The following is a 20,432-nucleotide window of genomic DNA, read 5'->3' on the forward strand; positions in this document are numbered from 1 at the left end:
AAACAAGGAATTTGTGATAAAATAAAAGGAATGGAGGATTTTTTATGGCTAAACAAAGAAATGAAATTGAAGAAAAATATACATGGGATTTAAGTACGATTTTCCCTACAGATGAAGCCTTTGAGACTGAACTTGCACAGGTTTCTAAAGAATTAAAAAATGCAAGCAATCTAGCAGGGCATCTGCTGGATTCGGCAGAAAGTCTTTTGACAACAACGGAAATTCAATTAGACTTGATGCGCCGTATTGAGAAATTGTATTCCTATGCTCACATGAAGAATGATCAGGATACTCGTGTGGCAAAATATCAGGAATACCAAGCTAAAGGAATGACTATTTACAGTGAGTTTGGCCAAACTTTTGCTTTCTATGAGCCGGAATTCATGGAAATTACAGAAGACCAATACCAAGCTTTTTCGGCTGAAAAACCTGAACTACAAACTTATCAACATTATTTTGATAAGCTTTTGCAGAAGAAGGAACACATCCTGACCCAGCGTGAAGAGGAGTTGTTGGCTGGTGCTGGAGAAATCTTTGGTGCTGCCAGTGAAACCTTTGCTATTTTGGACAATGCGGATATCGTCTTTCCAGTAGTTCACAATGAAAAGGGCGAAGAAGTTCAGTTGACACATGGAAACTATATTTCTTTAGTAGAGTCTAAAAATCGGGAAGTTCGTAAGGAAGCTTATGAAGCTCTTTATAGCGTTTATGAACAGTATCAGCATACTTATGCTAAGACCTTGCAGACAAATGTTAAGGTTCAAAATTACAATGCGAAAGTCCGCAAGTTCTCATCTGCCCGTGAGGCGGCCTTATCGGCTAACTTTATCCCAGAAAGTGTCTATGATAGCTTGGTTTCTGCTGTAGACAAACATCTTCCGCTTTTACAGCGTTATATTGCCTTGCGAGCAAAGATTTTGGGTATTTCTGATTTGAAGATGTACGATTTGTACACACCTTTGTCAGAAACAGAGTACAAGTTCACTTATGAGGAAGCCTTGGCTAAGTCTGAGGAAGTCTTGGCAATTTTGGGTGAAGATTATTTGAGTCGAGTGAAGACAGCCTTCTCAGAGCGCTGGATTGATGTTTATGAAAATCAAGGTAAGCGCTCAGGGGCATACTCAGGAGGATCTTATGATACCAATGCCTTTATGTTGCTCAACTGGCAGGATACACTAGATAATCTTTTTACCTTGGTGCACGAGACAGGTCACAGTATGCACTCCAGCTATACTCGCGAAACCCAGCCTTATGTCTATGGAGACTACTCTATCTTCCTAGCTGAGATTGCTTCAACGACCAATGAAAATATCTTGACAGAAAAGCTCTTGGAAGAAGTAGAAGACGACGCTACTCGCTTTGCGATTCTCAATCACTTCTTGGATGGCTTTAGAGGTACGGTCTTCCGTCAAACTCAGTTTGCGGAGTTTGAGCATGCAATTCACAAGGCTGATCAAGAAGGACAAGTATTGACTAGCGAGTTTCTCAATGAGCTCTATGCAGACTTAAACGAGAAATACTACGGCTTGAAAAAAGAAGACAATCCGCAGATTCAGTACGAATGGGCTCGGATTCCTCACTTCTACTATAATTATTATGTTTTCCAATACTCTACAGGATTTGCAGCCGCTTCGGCCTTGGCTGAAAAGATTGTCCATGGTAGCCAAGAAGACAAGGACAAATATCTGAACTATCTCAAAGCTGGGAACTCTGACTATCCGCTCAATGTCATTAAGAAGGCAGGTGTGGATATGGAAAAAGAAGACTATCTAAATGCGGCCTTTGCAGTCTTTGAGCGTCGCTTGGATGAATTTGAAGCCTTGGTAGAAAAGTTGGGATTAGCATAAGATGGTCGAGACTTATAATCAAAATTCTAATCCCAATATGCGCCGGCCAGTAGTCAAGGACGAAATTGTAGACTTTATGAGACAAAGGCTCCAGCCGGTCGCAGGTGGACTTAAGGAGCTTGAAGACTTTGCCAGAGCTGAAAATGTACCCGTGATTCCCCATGAGACAGTGGCTTACTTTCGCCTGCTTCTCGAAAGTCTCCAGCCAGAGAAGATTTTAGAAATCGGGACGGCTATTGGATTTTCTGCCCTTTTGATGGCGGAGCATGCACCTCAAGCTCAGATTACGACTATTGATCGCAATCCAGAGATGATTGAGCTAGCCAAGGCTAATTTTGCTAAGTATGACAGCCGCCAGCAAATTACTCTGCTGGAAGGTGATGCGATGGATCTGCTTGAGACACTAGAGGATTCCTACGACCTTGTCTTTATGGACTCTGCCAAGTCCAAGTATGTGGTCTTTTTGCCTCAGGTCCTCAAGCGCCTCAATCCTGGCGGTCTGGTCCTCATTGATGATGTCTTCCAAGGAGGAGACGTTGCTAAGCCTTTTGAAGAAATTAAACGCGGCCAACGGGCTATTTACCGAGGTTTACATAGTCTTTTTGATGCAACTTTGGACAGTCCTGATCTGACTGCGAGTCTGTTACCGTTAGGAGATGGCCTTCTGATGCTTAGAAAATCAAAATAAGCTGTAGATTTATAGGATTTTATCTAATTTTTAGAAAAATTTAAGCCATCAAATTTAATTTGTGGTACAATAGGAAAAGTGAGTAAACCAAGCTGTGCACTTCATTTTTAAAGAATAAAGAACGCAGCAACTCAATCAAGAATAGAGACAATGGAATGAATTGTTTCAAGTCTAACAATTTTACAAAGGAGTTTTCATTAAAATGAAGAAAAAAATTGTCGCTGGGGCAGTAACCCTTTTGTCAGTAGCTGTTTTAGCAGCTTGTGGAAAAACATCAGGTTCTGACAAGGACATTATTACTATGAAGGGCGATACTATTACAGTATCTGAGTTTTATGATAAAGTAAAAAGCAATCCTTCTGCTCAGCAAGTTTTGTTGAATTTAACAATTAAAGAAGTATTTGAAAAACAATACGGCAAGAAAGTGACTGATAAAGAAGTCGAAGAAGCTTATGAAAAGAGCTCAAAAGCTTATGGAGATAATTTTGCTCGTGTCTTGGCTCAAGCAGGTTTGACAGAAGATGCTTATCGTGAACAAATTAGAACCAATAAGCTTGTAGAGTACGCCGTTAAAAAAGCTGCAGAAAAAGAGCTTACTGATGAAAATTATAAAGCTGCCTATGAATCTTATACACCAGAGGTAACTGCGCAAATTATCAAGGTGGACAGTGAAGATAAGGCTAAGGAAGTGTTAGCAGCTGCTAAAGCTGAAGGAGCTGATTTCGCACAGTTGGCTAAAGATAATTCAACAGATGGCGATACCAAAGATAAAGGTGGCGAAATCAAGTTTGACTCTGCAGCTACTAATGTGCCAGATGCTGTAAAAAAAGCTGCTTTTGGATTAGAAGCTAATGCAGTTTCAGATCTTGTAACTGTTCGTAGCAATCAAGGACAAGCTAGCTATTATATCGTTAAGTTAGTCAGCAAGACAGAGAAGTCTTCTAAGTGGGAAGATTATAAAGATAAGTTGAAGCAAGTTATCTTAACTGCTAAGCAAAACAATACAAGCTTCATCCAAAGTGTTGTAGCAAAAGAATTGAAAGATGCAAACATCAAAGTTAAAGATGCTGCTTTCCAAAATCTCTTTTCTCAATACACCCAAACAAATACTTCATCTTCTTCATCAAAATAAGTTGACGAAGAAAGCATAAGCAAGTATAATGAAATGGTGAGAATTGATTTTTCAAGTTCTTAGTTCAGAGAATTGGCGGTGCTGCAAGCCATCTGAGACGAAAAATCATGCTACTCATCCTGCAAAATTGAATACGAAATGAGAATGACAAGTTCATTGAATGAAGGTGGTACCGCGGTTTTTCGCCCTTCGTGATATGGACTTGTCTTTTAATTTTTGGAGGTGTTTATGAAGACATTTCTTGTGAAACAAAAGTTTCGTTTTGGAGGCGAACGCTTCGATATCAAGGATGATGGAGGAGTAGTAAACTATCAGGTGGAGGGATCTTTTTTCAAAATTCCTAAGACCTTTACTATCTATGACGCCAATGGGGAGCAGGTCAGTGAAATCAGTAAAGAAATTTTTACCTTGCTTCCTCGCTTTAAGATTCAGCTACGTGACGGTTCGAATTTCTTCATTCGGAAGAAGTTGACCTTCTTGCGTGATAAGTATGAGTTTGATAGATTAGGGCTTCGAATTGAAGGCAACATCTGGGATTTAAATTTCAAATTGTTGGATGATCGTGATCAACTTGTCGCTGAGATTAAGAAAGAGATTTTCCATTTGACCTCGACTTACACTGTAACTGTCCTTGAGGACTCTTATGCAGATCTAGTCATTTCCCTCTGTGTGGCTATTGACTATGTCGAGATGCTGGAAAGTTCATCATCATAGGAAAAATATTGAAAAGATTTAAGGAGAAAAATAAATGAAACAAATGTCAAGTGCTCAAATTCGTCAAATGTGGTTAGACTTTTGGGCAAGCAAAGGCCACTCTGTAGAACCATCAGTCAGCTTGGTTCCTGTAAATGACCCAACTCTTTTGTGGATCAACTCAGGTGTGGCAACTCTTAAGAAATATTTTGACGGAACTATCAAGCCTGAAAATCCACGGATTACCAATGCGCAAAAAGCCATCCGTACCAACGACATTGAAAATGTCGGAAAAACGGCTCGTCACCATACTATGTTTGAGATGTTGGGGAACTTCTCTATTGGTGATTACTTCCGTGACGAAGCCATCACTTGGGCTTATGAGCTTTTGACAAGCCCAGAGTGGTTTGACTTCCCCAAAGACAAGCTCTACATGACCTACTATCCAGACGATAAAGATTCTTACAATCGCTGGATTGAAGTAGGAGTGGATCCAAGTCACTTGATCCCAATCGAGGACAACTTCTGGGAAATCGGTGCGGGACCTTCTGGACCTGATACTGAGATTTTCTTCGACCGTGGAGAAGAATTTGACCCAGAAAATATCGGTCTTCGCCTTCTTGCAGAAGATATTGAAAATGACCGTTACATTGAAATCTGGAACATCGTTTTGTCACAATTTAACGCTGATCCAGCTGTTCCTCGTAGCGAATACAAGGAATTGCCTCACAAAAATATTGATACGGGCGCTGGTTTGGAGCGTTTGGTAGCGGTTATCCAAGGGGCTAAGACAAACTTTGAAACTGACCTCTTCATGCCGATTATCCGTGAAGTTGAGAAATTGTCTGGTAAGGTCTATGACCAAGATGGCGACAACATGAGCTTCAAGGTTATTGCGGACCACATCCGTTCCCTTTCATTTGCTATCGGTGATGGTGCTCTTCCAGGAAATGAAGGTCGTGGTTATGTCCTTCGCCGTCTTCTTCGTCGTGCTTCTATGCACGGTCAAAAATTGGGCATCAACGAACCTTTCCTTTACAAACTCGTTCCAACTGTTGGAAAAATCATGGAAAGCTATTATCCAGAAGTGCTTGAAAAATGCGACTTTATCGAAAAGATTGTCAAGAGCGAAGAAGAGTCATTTGCCCGTACCCTTCACTCAGGTCAACACTTTGCAGAAACCATTGTAGCTGACTTGAAAGAAAAAGGTCAAAACGTTATCGCTGGACAAGATGTCTTCAAACTCTACGATACATATGGATTCCCAGTTGAATTGACAGAAGAAATCGCTGAAGAAGCAGGTATGATGGTTGACCGTGAAGGTTTTGAAGCAGCCATGAAAGAGCAGCAAGAACGTGCGCGTGCGTCTGCTGTCAAAGGCGGCTCAATGGGAATGCAAAATGAAACCCTCCAAAACATTACAGTGGAAAGTGTCTTCAACTACAATGCTAGTCAATTGCCTTCTAAGTTGGTGGCTATCGTAGCGGACAATGTTGAAGTTGAAGCTGTTTCAGAAGGAACTGCCTCTCTTATCTTTGCGGAAACTCCATTCTACGCTGAAATGGGTGGACAAGTAGCTGACCACGGTCAAATCTTGGATGCTGCAGGAAACCTTGTTGCTACTGTGACAGATGTTCAAAAAGCACCAAATGGACAACCACTCCATACTGTTGAAGTCCATGCTCCGCTTGCTTTGAATGCAGAATACACTTTGGCTATTGATACTGACCGTCGTCTTCGTGTGATGAAGAATCACACAGCGACTCACCTGCTTCATGCAGCTCTTCACAATATCCTTGGTCACCATGCGACTCAAGCAGGTTCTCTGAACGAAGTAGAATTCCTTCGCTTTGACTTTACGCACTTCCAAGCAGTAACTCCTGAAGAATTGCGTGCTATTGAACAGCAAGTCAACGAAAAAATCTGGGCAGCAATTGCAGTAGAAACTGTTGAGACAGATATTGACACTGCTAAAGAAATGGGAGCTATGGCCCTCTTTGGTGAGAAGTATGGTAAGGAAGTTCGTGTTGTGACCATCGGTGATTACTCAGTTGAGCTTTGTGGTGGTACCCACGTTGGCAATACTTCTGAGATTGGTCTCTTCAAGATTGTCAAAGAAGAAGGAATCGGATCAGGAACTCGCCGTATCTTGGCAGTGACTGGTAAGGAAGCCTTTGAAGCCTACCGCGAACAAGAAGATGCTTTGAAAGCCGTCGCAGCAACCTTGAAAGCCCCTCAACTCAAGGAGGTACCTCACAAGGTGGAAGGACTTCAAGAGCAACTTCGTCAACTTCAAAAAGAAAATGCTGAGTTGAAAGAAAAAGCTGCAGCTGCAGCAGCAGGCGATGTCTTCAAGGATGTGAAGGAAGTCAACGGACACCGTTACATTGCTAGTCAAGTTTCTGTATCAGATGCCGGTGCCCTTCGTACATTTGCGGATAACTGGAAACAAAAAGACTACTCTGACGTACTTGTTCTTGTCGCAGCAATCGGTGACAAGGTTAACGTTCTTGTAGCTAGCAAGACAAAAGATGTGCATGCAGGAAACCTGATTAAAGAATTGGCTCCAATCGTCGATGGACGTGGTGGTGGTAAACCAGACATGGCCATGGCAGGAGGAAGCAACCAAGCGAAGATTCAAGACTTGTTGGATGCAGTAGCTGAGAAGTTATAATATTAGATAATAGATAGATAAAAGGTCTGCTCTTTTGGCAGATCTTTTTCTGTACTCTCAGCTTCATTACTCCTCTGTATGAGAAGAAGATATTCTGCTTTTAGGCAAGCAATCATGCATGTTCTTTCAAATCTTTAATGCTATCTTCAAAAAAATATTGTATAAAAATACAAAAAACGCTTGACAAAGTGAAGAAATATACGTAAAATAAAACGCATATTTATACGGAGGTGTTTTAAAAATATGCGAATTTCGATTGTAGGAATTACTGGTTACTCAGGAATGGAACTCCTCCGTATTTTACTGCAACATCCGCAGGTGGAGGTCGTTTCCCTTCATGCCAGCCGAGATATGGAGGCTCCTGTTTCAGAGCTTTATCCTCATTTGAAGGGGATTTGCGACTTGAAAATAGAAGCTTTTGACAGTCAGGAAATAATGCGACGAGCAGATCTTGTTTTCTTTGCAACGTCAAGTGGAGTGGCTAAAGATTTGTCAAAAGACTTTGTAGAAGCAGGATTTCCAGTCATTGACCTATCCGGAGATCATCGTTTATCAGGGAATATTTATAAAAAATGGTATCAGAAAGAGCCAGCTGAAGACTATGTCCAAAAAGAGTTTATTTATGGGCTGTCTGAGTTTACAGATGTCAGAGGGAAGCGATTTATTGCTAATCCCGGCTGTTATGCGACAGCTACAGAGTTGGCCTTGATTCCCTTGCTACAGGCTCAGGCTATTGAGCTGGACTCCATTATTGTCGATGCCAAGAGTGGTTTGACAGGGGCGGGGAAAAATCCAGCTGCATCCAGCCATTTTGTTCATGTGCACGACAACTATGTGACTTACAAGCTGAATCAGCATCAGCATATTCCAGAGATTGTGCAGCAGTTGCAGCGTTTTAATGAGGGATTGCAGCAGATTCAGTTTTCAACTTCCCTTATTCCGCTCAATCGTGGTATCGTGGCGACAGTTTATTGCAAGTTTAAAGAACCTTTGACTCGAGAAGAGCTGGCTGCTATTTACCAAAATTGCTATCAGGATAAGCCTTTTGTCCGTATTCAAGCAGCTCTGCCGAATTTGCACCAGGTTGTCGGTACTAATTATACAGATATTGGTTTTGACTATAATCCTGTGACAAATATTTTAACTATAGTGGCTGTGCTGGATAACCTGATCAAGGGGGCTGCTGGTCAGGCAGTTCAAAATATGAATCTGATGCTGGGCTTCCCTGAAACAGATGGCTTGCTCAGTCAACCGTCCTATGTCTAGATGAGAAAGGGTTAGTTATGAAGATTATTGATGGAACGATTGCCAGTCCGCTAGGCTTTTCGGCTGACGGTTTACACGCTGGCTTTAAGAAAAAGAAGTTGGATTTTGGCTGGATTGTCTCAGAAGTACCGGCCAGTGTGGCAGGAGTCTATACGACCAATAAGGTCATTGCTGCTCCGCTTCTAGTGACCAAAGCATCAATCCAAAAGAGCCAGAAACTGCAGGCAATAGTGGTTAATTCTGGTGTTGCCAATTCTTGTACAGGTCAGCAGGGACTGGACGCAGCCTATGAGATGCAGCGATTGGCTGCCCAAAAGCTACAGATTGAGCCCGACTTGGTAGGCCTGGCTTCTACAGGAGTCATCGGCGAGCAGCTTCCAATGGATACTCTGAAAAATGGTCTGTCACAGATTCTAGTGAGTGGTAAGGCAGAAGATTTTGCTGAGGCTATCTTGACGACAGATACTTGCACCAAGACCTGTGTGGTCACAGAAGAGTTTGGAACAGACCTGGTAACGATGGCGGGAGTAGCCAAGGGATCGGGTATGATTCATCCGAATATGGCGACCATGCTGGCCTTTATCACCTGTGATGCCAATATTTCCAGTGCTACCTTGCAAGCGGCTCTCAGCCAGCATGTAGAGTCAACTTTCAACCAAATCACGGTGGATGGAGATACATCGACCAATGACATGGTATTAGTCATGGCGAACGGCTACCGACAAAATGAAGAAATCCTGCCAGATACGGAAGAATTTGAAAAGTTTTCCAAAATGCTCCGCTATCTTATGGCTGACTTGGCTAAGAAAATCGCCAAGGATGGCGAGGGAGCGACCAAGCTGATTGAAGTCAATGTTCGGCATGCCAAGGATGAACAGAGCGGGCGTATGATTGCCAAGAGTGTTGTTGGCTCTAGCTTGGTCAAAACAGCTATTTTTGGCCAAGATCCCAATTGGGGACGTATCTTAGCAGCTATCGGCTATGCGAGAGCAGATGTCTCAGTGGACAATATTGATATTTGGATTGAGGGGATTCCAGTTATGCAGGCCTCTAGCCCTGTGGCTTTTGACCCCGAGGAAACGAGAGATGCCATGGCTGGGGAGCTGCTGACCTTGACCATTGACCTGCACGATGGTGACGTTGAAGCTCAGGCCTGGGGCTGCGATTTGTCCTATGATTATGTGAAAATCAATGCGCTGTATAGAACCTAAGGAGAAATGCAATGAAAGATGTGATTGTTATAAAAATTGGTGGTGTTGCTGCGCAAAAGCTGTCTGATAAGTTTATCAAGCAGATGCAAGCATGGATAGCAGCTGGTAAGAAAATCGTGGTCGTTCACGGGGGCGGTCTGGTCATAAACCAACTCATGAAAGAGCGTCATCTACCAACTCGCAAGGTTAAGGGGTTGCGTGTGACAGCTAAGTCTGACTTACCCATTATTGAGCAGGCCTTGCTAGGTCAAGTCGGACGGACGCTGACACAAGAACTGAACGACTCAGATATTGAAAGCCTTCAGCTGGTTTCACATTTGGGAAAGACAGTTTCGGCAGATTTTATCGATAAAGATCTCTATGGCTATGTCGGTCAAGTGACGGCGATTCAAACTGCTTATCTAGAGCAGCTGCTGGCTGCGAACATCGTCCCAGTGCTGGCTTCGCTAGGAGAAAATGCTGCTGGCGAGTTCTTAAATATCAATGCAGACTATCTGGCAGCAGCTGTTGCCAGCAGCCTGCAGGCAGAGAAGCTGATCCTGATGACAGATATAGAAGGGGTTCTGGAGGATAAAAAAGTCCTGCCCCAGCTTCTGACCAGTCAGGTTTCCAAGAAGATTCAGACAGGTGTCATCAAGGGCGGCATGATTCCCAAAATTGAGAGTGCTGTTCAGACTGTGCTTTCCGGTGTCGGGCAGGTTTTGATTGGCGATAATCTTTTGACGGGCACCTTGATAGCAGAGGGATAATTATGACTTATTTATTTGAAAACTACAAGCGGGCACCTATTGAGTTTGTTAAAGCAGAGGGCACCTATCTGATTGATAGTGAGGGAAAGGCTTATTTGGATTTTTCATCGGGGATTGGCGTAACCAATCTTGGCTTTCACCCTCAGGTTCAGCGGGCTTTGATCCAGCAAGCAGGGCGCATCTGGCACAGCCCCAATCTTTATCTTAGCTCCCTGCAAGAGCAGGTGGCTCAAGCGTTGGCAGGTTCTTATGATTATTTGGCATTTTTCTGTAATAGCGGAGCGGAAGCCAATGAAGCAGCTATTAAGCTAGCTCGTAAGGCTACTGGCAAGCAAGGCATTATCACCTTTCAGCAATCCTTTCACGGTCGTACCTTTGGCGCTATGGCCGCAACAGGACAGGATAAGATCAAGGAAGGATTTGGTGATGGGGTGCCTCATTTCAGCTATGCAGCTTACAATGATTTGGCCAGCGTAGAAGACTTGGTCAATCAGGATACAGTAGCTATCATGCTGGAATTGGTCCAAGGAGAATCAGGAGTTCGTCCAGCAGAAGCAAGCTTTGTCAAAGTTTTGGCTGATTTTTGCCAACGAGAGGGGATTTTGCTGATTGTTGATGAGGTACAGACAGGTATGGGGCGCACTGGTCAGCTTTATTCCTTTGAGCATTATGGGATTATACCGGATATTGTGACACTGGCTAAGGGTCTGGCCAATGGCCTGCCTGCAGGTGCTCTATTAGGAAAATCCAGATTGGCTTCCGCTCTTGGACCTGGCAGTCATGGTTCTACCTTTGGTGGCAATAAATTAGCCATGGCAGCTGCCTTGGAGACCTTGCATATTATGAAAGAGATGGGCTTTCTGGAAGAAGTCAGGTCTAAGAGTGCCATCTTACTGGAGCAGTTGCAGCTTGCTTTTCAGGACCATCCAAAGATTTCTGCTGTTCGCGGTCTGGGCATGATGATTGGGATTGAGACAAGCGCCAGTCTGTCAAAGATTGTTGAAGCTGCTCGTCAGAAAGGCTTGATTATCCTGACCGCCGGAGAGAATGTTATCCGTCTCCTGCCGCCTTTGACTATCAGCAGGGAGGAAATCCAGCAGGGGATTACTGTTTTAAAAGAAGTATTTTCAGAAGTAGATGAATAAAGGAAAAGGATTCAGTTTGAGCTGGATTCTTTTTTGTCTATGATAATAGAAAATTTGACAATGATTATTATTTTTTTGACAAAGATACTTGTCAAAAAGAAAAGAATCTGTTACAATACTTTTGAACAGGAAATGGAGGGACGCTTATGAATGTATTCTTATGGTTCTTGTTTCCGATGACTTTTATGGTTTTTATCTTTGGGATTGATTCTTCCAATAAGTTAAAACGGATGCAGGGACGGATAAAGTCTTTAGAAAGAAATAGAAAAGGAGAGAAAACAATGTCACGATTTTTAAAAGAGATGATTGGAAAGAAACCAATGATTACTAGTGAATTGATTGGGACAAATGATTGGCTTGTAGTGGATGTGGATGAAGACTGGGTTAAGCTTAGTAAAACAGATAAAAAAGGCCAGAAAAAAACGAAGCTTATGCGCATTGAAGATATTCGGTCTGTTGAATTGCTGGAGAATTGAGAGGAAATTTCATGAAATTAAAGAATCGTCTCAAGGAGTTGCGAGCGCGAGATGGCCTCAATCAGACAGAGTTAGCAAGGAGAGCAGAAGTATCTAGACAGACTATCAGTCTCTTGGAACGAGGCGAGTACACTCCCTCTATCATCATTGCGTTGAAAATTGCTCATATTTTTGGAGAAACTGTCGAGAACGTTTTTAGAATCGAGGAAGAATGAAACAACTTAGAAATAATCGTCAACTTTTGCTTTTATCTTTGTTTATTGTTTATGTCTTATCTTATGTTTTAAAAGATGCAGGGCTACTTCAAATAGAATTGCCCCTGAGGTTAGAATGGGCTGTTGTGTTTTATCTCACTCTAGCAGCTATCCTAGATAAAAGAATAAGCCATAAAAGAAAAGCTAGCTGTAAGTCTAGTGTAGGCTCTAAATTGAGAGATAGGAAAGGAAAATCATGACAACGAAAAAAAGAATAATGAGAAATGTAATTTTCTTAATTCTAGCCATAATCATTGGAGGAGCAATCGGCTCCTTTGCTGCTCGCATTGAACATGTCTCTTGGCCAAGTTTTTTGAATGTAGGACTACTACAAAACATAGGACGTGTTTGCTTGACCATTCTTTATCCTTTAACCTTTTATTTAATCTACCAAGCAAATAAGTATCATCTGTCTATGGAGAAAGAAGAGGATGAAGATAAAGAATATGTGCTTTATCGTCGAAGCTTTAAAACGTTAGAATCTGTGACAATCTTATTTAATGTCACCTCCGCTTTGACGTTATTTACTTTATTTGTTGGTGTAAACTATGTTTTTCCATTATTAGAAGCTGGTGCGGTGTTTTGGATTAATCTATATGATGGAGTTATTCTTCTAGCTCTTGTAATTGCCCAAATAGTATTGCTCAAGACGACACAGAAAATCCGAAAATATAAACTATCCATGGCACCTACCGTTGAAGAAATGAAGAAATTTGCTTTTTCCTTTGACGAGGGAGAACTATAAGCTAACTATGAACAGAGCTTTTTGATCCTCTTTAACCTAAATCAGCGGGTCATTCCTAGCCTATATGTTCTTATGTGGTTGGTGGGCTTGCTGACTCCGATGAATGTTGTTTCAGCTTATATCGTACTGACCATTATTTTCATTTATATCAATGTCATGTTCTATCCTATGGTTAAAAAGTACTTTAAATAAAAGAAGAAAGGATTGACTATGAAATTACTGAGAAAGATTGATTTTTTAACGGATAAGAAAACGAACCTTTGGCTTAATATAGGAGCTCTTTTATTAATTCTCCCTTTTCTCTTTTTCTTTGCTTGGGTAGCACTTGAATTGCTAGAAGAAGACGAGGGGCTGTTCGTCTTTACAGACTTTTTATACTTGTTCGCCTTGCTGGTTGTGCACGAGTTGATCCATGGCTTTTTCTTCAAGATCTTTGGTGATGACAAAACGAAGGTCAAATTTGGTTTTAAAAACGGTATGGCCTACGCGACTAGCCCTGGGAGTTTTTATAGCAGGGGGAAGATGTTGATCATTGCTCTGGCACCCTTTGTTTTGATCAGTCTCTTTTTAACAGTCTGTTGTGAACTTGAATGGCTATCCAGCCCTTCCTACATTGCTCTGGCTAGCATTCATGCAGCCTCTTGTATCGGTGATTTTTATTTGTCTTATATCCTCATTAGTCAGAAGGAAGAAATTCTTGTTGAAGATACCGAAGTTGGTCTAAATATTTATCGAAAGGATTAGAAATATGAAGAATACAAAGAACATCAAAACCTTCCTTGTCCATTTAGGACTTTATTCATTAGTTATATTGTCTTATTTTGTTATTTTTTCAAGCATCATTTCTAGTGTTTTAGAATCTCTGATGATGGGAACCTCTCAATATATTGCTCTTCCGATCCTTTTATTCTTATCGGCTTTGTATATTATTCCTTTGTGGAAATGGTATCAGCATGATTTGAAATTAGAGGTAAAAAAAACAAGGATAATCTCTTCTGTTTGGCTACCGGTCATTCTTTTGATTGCTTTTATAATTTTCCAAGAATTAATGCCCACGAATCCGTCGGAAAATCAAAATAATGTAGAAATGCTGATTGCTTATCAGCCTGCATTTGCTTTTATTTTTGTGGTTTTCCTTGCTCCGATTGTTGAAGAGCTGCTGACTCGAGGTTTTATGGCTAAGTTCTTTTTCTCAAACCAAGTGACCTCCTTACGAAAGTTACTCTATATTCTTGTCTCCTCTACTTTATTTTCTCTACTTCATAGGCCAGCAACTCCAGGTCAATTTCTAACGTATTTTATTATGGGAGTTATCTTTGCCTTAGGATATTTATGTAGAAAAGATTTACGTTATGCGATTGCTTTGCATATGGCTAATAATTTGCTTGCCTTTCTTCTTCTCATTTTCCTTCGTTAAAAAGTGAGAACCAATACTATTGAACGATCTTTTCAAGATTTGTTATTTAAAATAGTAGATAAAAAACCCATTCCAAATTTTGGAATGGGTTTTGTTTTTATAAACCATAATCGTAATCTTCATCTTGCATAGCTTCCACTTCACCAAGTAGGTAGCCGTTACCAACTTGGGAGAAGAAGTCATGGTTGGAAGTACCAGTTGAGATACCGTTCATAACAATTGGGTTTACATCATCAGCGGTATCTGGGAAGAGAGGATCTTGGCCTAGATTCATCAAGGCCTTATTGGCGTTGTAGCGTAGGAAGGTCTTGACTTCCTCTGTCCAGCCAACACCGTCATAGAGACTTTCTGTATAACCTTCTTCATTTTCATAGAGGGTGTAGAGCAGATCGTACATCCATTCTTTGAGTTTTTCTTGCTCGTCTTCTGGTAATTCGTTAAAACCTAGCTGGAACTTGTAGCCGATGTAGGTTCCGTGGACGGATTCGTCACGGATGATTAGCTTGATAATCTCAGCGACGTTAGCCAGTTTATTATTACCCAAATAGTATAGAGGAGTGAAGAAACCAGAGTAGAAGAGGAAGGTTTCCAAGAAAACGCTGGCTACTTTCTTTTCTAAGGCTGTACCATTCAAGTAAATCTCGTTGATAATTTCAGCTTTCTTTTGCAAGTATGGGTTTGTATTGGTCCAAGCAAAGATTTCATCGATTTCTGACTTGGTGTTAAGCGTAGAAAAGATAGAAGAGTAAGACTTGGCGTGAACGGACTCCATAAATTGGATGTTGTTGAAGACAGCTTCTTCGTGGGCTGTACGGACGTCCTTACGCAGGGCATCTACACCAGACTCAGATTGGAGGGTATCCAGCAGGGTCAGACCACCGAAGACCTTGCCGACCAAGTCCTTTTCCTTGTGGGATAGCTTTCTCCAGTCATCCAAGTCATTGGATAGGGGAATCCGTGTATCCAGCCAGAATTGCTCGGTCAGTTTTTCCCAGGTGGACTTATCGATAACATCTTCAATAGCGTTCCAGTTAATGGCTTTGTAGTAAGTTTCCATTTGAAATCTCTTTCTATGTGTTGTGATGTGATAAAGAATCATTATTATTTTATCACAATTTTATAAGGGGATCGAACAAAAAGTCGGCGAACCGACTTTTGAGTTGTTAGCTGATAATAGTAATCGAGTCAGTAAGTAAAAACGAGATGACTGATTACTAGAAGAACTAGATCACACAGCTTTCACATTGGTTGGCACCGACTTCGCCACCATCATCAGTGAAGGTACGGACGTAGTAGATGGACTTGATACCCTTGTTGAAGGCGTAGTTACGCAGGATAGAAAGGTCGCGAGTAGTTTGCTTGCTTTCTTTTTTCCACTCGTAGAGGCCTTTTGGAATGTCACTACGCATGAAGAGTGTGAGTGAAAGTCCTTGGTCCACGTGCTCAGTTGCCGCTGCATAGACATCGATAACCTTGCGCATGTCCATGTCGTAGGCAGAAGTATAGTAAGGAATGGTTTCAGTTGATAGACCAGCAGCAGGATAGTAGATCTTACCGATTTTCTTTTCTTGACGTTCTTCGATCCGTTGAGTAATTGGGTGGATTGAGGCAGAAACGTCGTTGATGTAGCTGATAGATCCATTTGGTGCAACAGCTAGGCGGTTTTGGTGGTAGAGGCCATCAGCCTTGACCTTGTCGCGCAACTCTGCCCAATCCTCTGCAGACGGGATAAAGATTCCTGCGAAGAGTTCTTTGACACGGTCAGACTTAGGTACAAATTCACCTGTCAGATATTTGTCAAAGTAAGTTCCGTTAGCATAGTCAGATTTTTCAAAGTTGTGGAAGGTTACACCGCGCTCGCGAGCGATATTGTTAGACTCAACCAAGGTCCAGTAGTTCATGAGCATGAAGTAGATGCTGGTGAACTCTACAGCTTCCGCTGAACCATAATCAATTAACTGCTGAGCTAAATAACTGTGTAGCCCCATAGCACCTAAACCAAAAGTATGGGCTAGGCTATTTCCGTGATCAATAGAAGGCACAGCTGTAATGTGTGAACTATCAGTAACGAAAGTAAGAGCGCGTGTCATAGTCCGGATAGACTTTCCAAAGTCAGGGGAAGTCATCATGTTGACAACGTTGGTAGAGCCTAAGTTACATGACACATCTGTTCCCAGGTGGAGATACTCTTGTGCGTCATTCAAGAGACTAGGTTCTTGTACTTGCAGGATTTCAGAGCAAAGGTTGCTCATGATGATTTTACCGTCGATTGGATTTGAACGATTAGCTGTATCAATGTTTACGACATAAGGATAGCCAGATTCTTGTTGGAGTTTGGAGATTTCTGTTTCCAAATCACGTGCTTTAATCTTCGTTTTGGTAATCTTAGGATTTGCTACTAGTTCATCATATTTTTCAGTGATGTCAAGGTAGGCAAATGGCACTCCGTACTCGCGTTCAACAGAATATGGGCTGAAGAGGTACATTTCTTCATTTTTCCGAGCTAATTCGTAGAACTTATCCGGGATGACGACACCAAGTGAGAGAGTTTTAACCCGAACTTTTTCATCAGCATTTTCTTTCTTTGTAGAAAGGAAAGCGATGATATCTGGGTGGAAGACATTGAGGTAAACAACCCCAGCTCCCTGACGTTGTCCCAGTTGGTTAGAGTAGGAGAAGCTATCTTCAAAGAGTTTCATAACAGGCACAACCCCAGACGCAGCTCCTTCATAACCTTTGATAGGTGCTCCAGCTTCCCGCAGGTTACTGAGGGAAATACCGACCCCGCCTCCGATACGAGATAGTTGAAGGGCAGAGTTGATGGAGCGGCCTATTGAGTTCATGTCATCTGTTACTTGGATGAGGAAGCAGGAAACCAATTCACCGCGACGAGCTCGACCTGCATTAAGGAAGCTTGGTGTAGCAGGTTGATAGCGTTGGTGGATAATTTCATTGGCAATATCCTTAGCGATCGCTTCATCTCCATTGGCAAAGTAGAGGGCGTTAAAGAGAACGCGCTCCTCCATGCCTTCTAAATAGTACTCGCCATCATTGGTCTTTAGTGCATATTGATTATAGAACTTGTAGGCTGCCATGAAAGATTTAAACTTGAAATCTTGCGCATGGATAAAAGCAGCCAGCTCTTCGATGTACTCAGGAGAATAAAGCTGGATAAATTCTTTTTCTAGATAGTTTTCTTCTATTAAATATTTAATTTTTTCTGTAATTGAAGAAAATTGTTTAGTATTCGGCTCAACGTTTTCTTTAAAGAAAGCTTCTAAGGCTTCTTGGTCTTTATGAAGCATGATTTGACCGTTGACAGGACGGTTAATCTCATTGTTAAGACGGAAGTATGTAACGTCTTCTAAGTGTTTTAAACCCATAATCGTTTCCTTTATAATTCTTTTCTACAAAAGAAAGTGCTCCTATATACTATAGAAGCTCCCCTTCTTTTTTGTCTTGCTATTCTTATGACAGTTGTTTTAATTTATTTGGTTGGAAACCAGAGAAAGCATCAGTTGCTGTTTGAATAACTGGAGCAGCATTGAAGCCTAGGCTTTTGACGTGCTCGATATATTCTGGCTGTTCGTCAAGATTAATTTCTCTATATTCCACATGATTTGTATCCAAGAATCGTTTGGTCATTTTGCATTGAACACAATTATTTTTTGAGTAAATCGTTACCATAAAAGGAACTCCTGTTTATTAAAATTTAATTCTTTCTTAGTATATCTCAAAGAAAAAATCTTGTCAATGGATTAGACTAAATATTGTGTTATATTTTATTATAACACAGTATAGAATACAAGATATGGTGTTTTGCAGTGAAGGAGAAAAGAGGGGAAGTATCTTAAAGATTGATAAATCAAGGTTTTCACCTAGGTAACAAAATTCTTTTCTAATTTTTTTGAAAATAGAGTTAACAATTCTCAAATAAAAAGTTATCTGGAGGCATAGCTAGATAGAACTTATAAAATAAGGTGTCTGATAAGATTTTAGATTGAAAAATGCTGTTGAAATTTGAAAAAACTGATACTGATTCTTGAAAAAGATTTCAAAAAATGATATAATCAGAAATTGTAAGGGTTATCAAAATATCCTAAAAAAGAATTATTTAAAGGAGAGTCTAATTATGGCTTCTAAAGATTTCCACATTGTGGCAGAAACAGGTATTCACGCTCGTCCAGCAACTTTGTTGGTTCAAACTGCAAGTAAATTTGCTTCAGATATCACTCTTGAATACAAAGGTAAATCAGTAAACTTAAAATCAATCATGGGCGTAATGAGCCTTGGTGTTGGTCAAGGTGCAGACGTAGTTATCTCTGCTGAAGGTGCAGACGCTGATGACGCACTTGCAGCAATTGCAGAAACAATGGAAAAAGAAGGATTGGCATAATATGACAGAAATGCTTAAAGGAATTGCGGCATCTGATGGTGTTGCTGTTGCTAAGGCATATCTATTAGTCCAACCGGATTTGTCATTTGAGACTGTTTCAGTCGAAGATACGAATGCAGAAGAGGCTCGTTTGGATGCAGCTCTTGAAGCTTCACAGAACGAGCTTTCTATTATCCGCGAGAAGGCAGTAGGTAGCCTTGGTGAAGAAGCAGCCCAAGTATTTGATGCTCACTTAATGGTTCTCTCTGACCCTGAAATGGTTGGTCAGATTAAAGAAACAATCCGTACGAAAAAAGTGAACGCTGAAGCGGGACTTAAAGAAGTAACGGATATGTTTATCACAATTTTTGAAGGTATGGAAGACAATCCGTACATGCAGGAACGTGCAGCGGATATCCGTGACGTTACAAAACGTGTTCTTGCAAACCTTTTGGGTAAAAAATTGCCAAACCCAGCTTCTATTAATGAGGAAGTGGTTGTCATTGCACATGACTTGACTCCATCTGATACAGCACAGCTTGATAAAAACTTTGTTAAGGCTTTTGTAACAAATATCGGTGGACGGACTAGTCACTCAGCAATCATGGCTCGTACGCTTGAAATTGCTGCTGTTCTCGGTACTAATAATATTACAGAATTGGTAAAAGACGGGGACATCATTGCAGCTAATGGTATCACTGGTGAAGTGATTATCAACCCAACTGAAGATCAAATTTCAGACTTCAAAGCAGCTGGTGAAGCTTATGCAAAACAAAAGGCTGAATGGGAATTGCTTAAGGATGCCGAAACTGTAACTGCAGATGGCAAACACTTCGAGTTGGCGGCTAACATTGGTACACCAAAAGACGTTGAAGGTGTAAATGCAAATGGTGCAGAAGCTGTTGGTCTTTACCGTACTGAGTTCCTCTATATGGATTCACAAGATTTCCCAACAGAAGATGAGCAGTATGAAGCATACAAAGCTGTTCTTGAAGGAATGAATGGAAAACCAGTGGTTGTTCGTACGATGGATATTGGTGGAGATAAGGAACTCCCTTACTTCGATATGCCACATGAAATGAACCCATTCCTTGGCTTCCGTGCTTTGCGTATCTCTATTTCTGAAACTGGTAATGCAATGTTCCGTACACAAATTCGCGCTCTCTTGCGTGCTTCTGTACATGGACAATTGCGCATCATGTTCCCAATGGTAGCTCTTCTGACAGAATTCCGTAAAGCTAAAGCGGTTTACGAAGAAGAAAAGGCGAAGTTGCAGGCTGAAGGTGTTGCTGTAGCAGACAACATTCAAGTAGGTATCATGATTGAAATTCCGGCTGCAGCTATGCTGGCGGATCAATTTGCTAAGGAGGTTGACTTCTTCTCTATTGGTACCAATGACTTGATTCAGTACACTATGGCAGCAGACCGGATGAATGAACAAGTTTCTTACCTCTACCAACCATATAATCCATCTATCCTTCGTTTGATCAATAATGTTATCAAGGCAGCTCATGCGGAAGGTAAGTGGGCAGGTATGTGTGGAGAAATGGCTGGTGACCAAACTGCAGTACCATTGCTTGTTGGTATGGGCTTGGATGAGTTCTCTATGAGTGCGACATCTGTTCTTCGGACTCGTAGCCTCATGAAGAAGCTAGATACTAAGAAGATGGAAGAACTGGCTCAACGTGCATTGACAGAATGTGCAACGTTGGAAGAAGTCTTGAAACTTGAAAAAGAATATCTGGACTTTGATTAATTAA

General features: G+C 41.4%; 21 protein-coding genes. 18 read left to right on the forward strand and 3 right to left on the reverse strand.

Annotation, left to right across the window (positions count from 1 at the left end; translation table 11 throughout):
* Positions 1-44: 44 nt before the first annotated feature.
* The 16 genes from pepF to O3640_RS09245 all read left to right on the forward strand — a co-directional run bounded on the left by pepF (position 45) and on the right by O3640_RS09245 (position 14,297).
* Positions 45-1,847, forward strand: a complete 1,803-nt coding sequence (gene pepF, locus O3640_RS09170) for an oligoendopeptidase F (RefSeq protein ID WP_268723236.1) — start codon at positions 45-47, stop codon at positions 1,845-1,847.
* Position 1,848: 1 nt separating this feature from the next.
* Positions 1,849-2,535: an O-methyltransferase gene (locus O3640_RS09175; RefSeq protein ID WP_268722109.1), complete on the forward strand. Its 687-nt coding sequence runs from the start codon at positions 1,849-1,851 to the stop codon at positions 2,533-2,535.
* A gap of 202 nt (positions 2,536-2,737) precedes the next feature.
* A complete protein-coding gene (gene prsA / locus O3640_RS09180; protein WP_008809506.1) occupies positions 2,738-3,667 on the forward strand; it encodes a peptidylprolyl isomerase PrsA in 930 nt (309 codons plus the stop codon).
* A gap of 228 nt (positions 3,668-3,895) precedes the next feature.
* Entirely contained in the window at positions 3,896-4,381 is a 486-nt protein-coding gene (locus O3640_RS09185; protein WP_125377022.1) for an LURP-one-related/scramblase family protein, read from the forward strand.
* Positions 4,382-4,415: 34 nt separating this feature from the next.
* On the forward strand, positions 4,416-7,034 hold the full coding sequence (gene alaS / locus O3640_RS09190) for an alanine--tRNA ligase (RefSeq protein ID WP_125376395.1): 2,619 nt from the start codon (positions 4,416-4,418) through the stop codon (positions 7,032-7,034).
* A 243-nt stretch (positions 7,035-7,277) separates the two neighbouring features.
* Positions 7,278-8,300, forward strand: coding sequence for an N-acetyl-gamma-glutamyl-phosphate reductase (argC, locus tag O3640_RS09195; RefSeq protein WP_061583064.1), 1,023 nt, complete (start codon positions 7,278-7,280; stop codon positions 8,298-8,300).
* Between the two features lie 17 nt (positions 8,301-8,317).
* On the forward strand, positions 8,318-9,511 hold the full coding sequence (gene argJ / locus O3640_RS09200; protein ID WP_268709763.1) for a bifunctional glutamate N-acetyltransferase/amino-acid acetyltransferase ArgJ: 1,194 nt from the start codon (positions 8,318-8,320) through the stop codon (positions 9,509-9,511).
* An 11-nt stretch (positions 9,512-9,522) separates the two neighbouring features.
* Positions 9,523-10,260, forward strand: a complete 738-nt coding sequence (argB, locus tag O3640_RS09205; protein WP_061583062.1) for an acetylglutamate kinase — start codon at positions 9,523-9,525, stop codon at positions 10,258-10,260.
* Between the two features lie 2 nt (positions 10,261-10,262).
* Complete coding sequence (locus tag O3640_RS09210; RefSeq protein WP_371586844.1) at positions 10,263-11,405, forward strand: acetylornithine transaminase; 1,143 nt, start codon at positions 10,263-10,265, stop codon at positions 11,403-11,405.
* A 146-nt stretch (positions 11,406-11,551) separates the two neighbouring features.
* The gene (locus O3640_RS09215; protein WP_008809498.1) at positions 11,552-11,881 is read left to right on the forward strand and encodes a hypothetical protein; all 330 of its coding nucleotides are present in this window, start codon (positions 11,552-11,554) and stop codon (positions 11,879-11,881) included.
* An 11-nt stretch (positions 11,882-11,892) separates the two neighbouring features.
* A complete protein-coding gene (locus O3640_RS09220) occupies positions 11,893-12,096 on the forward strand; it encodes a helix-turn-helix transcriptional regulator (protein ID WP_008809497.1) in 204 nt (67 codons plus the stop codon).
* A complete protein-coding gene (locus tag O3640_RS09225; RefSeq protein WP_125367473.1) occupies positions 12,093-12,335 on the forward strand; it encodes a hypothetical protein in 243 nt (80 codons plus the stop codon). Before O3640_RS09220 ends, O3640_RS09225 begins: the two co-directional genes overlap by 4 nt.
* On the forward strand, positions 12,332-12,880 hold the full coding sequence (locus O3640_RS09230; protein WP_268709761.1) for a DUF3169 family protein: 549 nt from the start codon (positions 12,332-12,334) through the stop codon (positions 12,878-12,880). The genes O3640_RS09225 and O3640_RS09230 overlap by 4 nt, the downstream gene beginning before the upstream one ends.
* Positions 12,881-12,901: 21 nt before the next feature.
* Positions 12,902-13,072: a hypothetical protein gene (locus tag O3640_RS09235; protein ID WP_371586845.1), complete on the forward strand. Its 171-nt coding sequence runs from the start codon at positions 12,902-12,904 to the stop codon at positions 13,070-13,072.
* Positions 13,073-13,090: 18 nt separating this feature from the next.
* Positions 13,091-13,624: a DUF3267 domain-containing protein gene (locus O3640_RS09240; RefSeq protein WP_046165291.1), complete on the forward strand. Its 534-nt coding sequence runs from the start codon at positions 13,091-13,093 to the stop codon at positions 13,622-13,624.
* Positions 13,625-13,628: 4 nt separating this feature from the next.
* The gene (locus O3640_RS09245) at positions 13,629-14,297 is read left to right on the forward strand and encodes a CPBP family intramembrane glutamic endopeptidase (RefSeq protein ID WP_053794477.1); all 669 of its coding nucleotides are present in this window, start codon (positions 13,629-13,631) and stop codon (positions 14,295-14,297) included.
* A 97-nt stretch (positions 14,298-14,394) separates the two neighbouring features.
* Here the strand turns inward: O3640_RS09245 and nrdF are convergent, their stop codons facing one another.
* The 3 genes from nrdF to nrdH all read right to left on the reverse strand — a co-directional run bounded on the left by nrdF (position 14,395) and on the right by nrdH (position 17,984).
* Complete coding sequence (nrdF, locus tag O3640_RS09250; protein WP_061410476.1) at positions 14,395-15,354, reverse strand: class 1b ribonucleoside-diphosphate reductase subunit beta; 960 nt, start codon at positions 15,352-15,354, stop codon at positions 14,395-14,397.
* Between the two features lie 166 nt (positions 15,355-15,520).
* Positions 15,521-17,680, reverse strand: a complete 2,160-nt coding sequence (gene nrdE / locus O3640_RS09255; protein ID WP_061583059.1) for a class 1b ribonucleoside-diphosphate reductase subunit alpha — start codon at positions 17,678-17,680, stop codon at positions 15,521-15,523.
* Between the two features lie 85 nt (positions 17,681-17,765).
* Entirely contained in the window at positions 17,766-17,984 is a 219-nt protein-coding gene (gene nrdH, locus O3640_RS09260) for a glutaredoxin-like protein NrdH (protein WP_008809491.1), read from the reverse strand.
* 445 nt (positions 17,985-18,429) lie between these two features.
* Here nrdH and O3640_RS09265 point away from each other — a divergent pair, with 445 nt between their 5' ends.
* Both O3640_RS09265 and ptsP read left to right on the forward strand, forming a co-directional pair.
* Positions 18,430-18,693 carry a phosphocarrier protein HPr gene (locus O3640_RS09265; protein WP_006596636.1) on the forward strand — a complete coding sequence of 88 codons (264 nt, stop codon included), beginning with the start codon at positions 18,430-18,432 and terminating at the stop codon, positions 18,691-18,693.
* 1 nt (position 18,694) lies between these two features.
* The gene (ptsP, locus tag O3640_RS09270) at positions 18,695-20,428 is read left to right on the forward strand and encodes a phosphoenolpyruvate--protein phosphotransferase (RefSeq protein WP_045635112.1); all 1,734 of its coding nucleotides are present in this window, start codon (positions 18,695-18,697) and stop codon (positions 20,426-20,428) included.
* Positions 20,429-20,432: the final 4 nt, after the last annotated feature.

Origin of the sequence: Streptococcus sp. 27098_8_75 (genome assembly GCF_041432475.1) — a bacterium.
Lineage (GTDB): Bacteria > Bacillota > Bacilli > Lactobacillales > Streptococcaceae > Streptococcus > Streptococcus gordonii.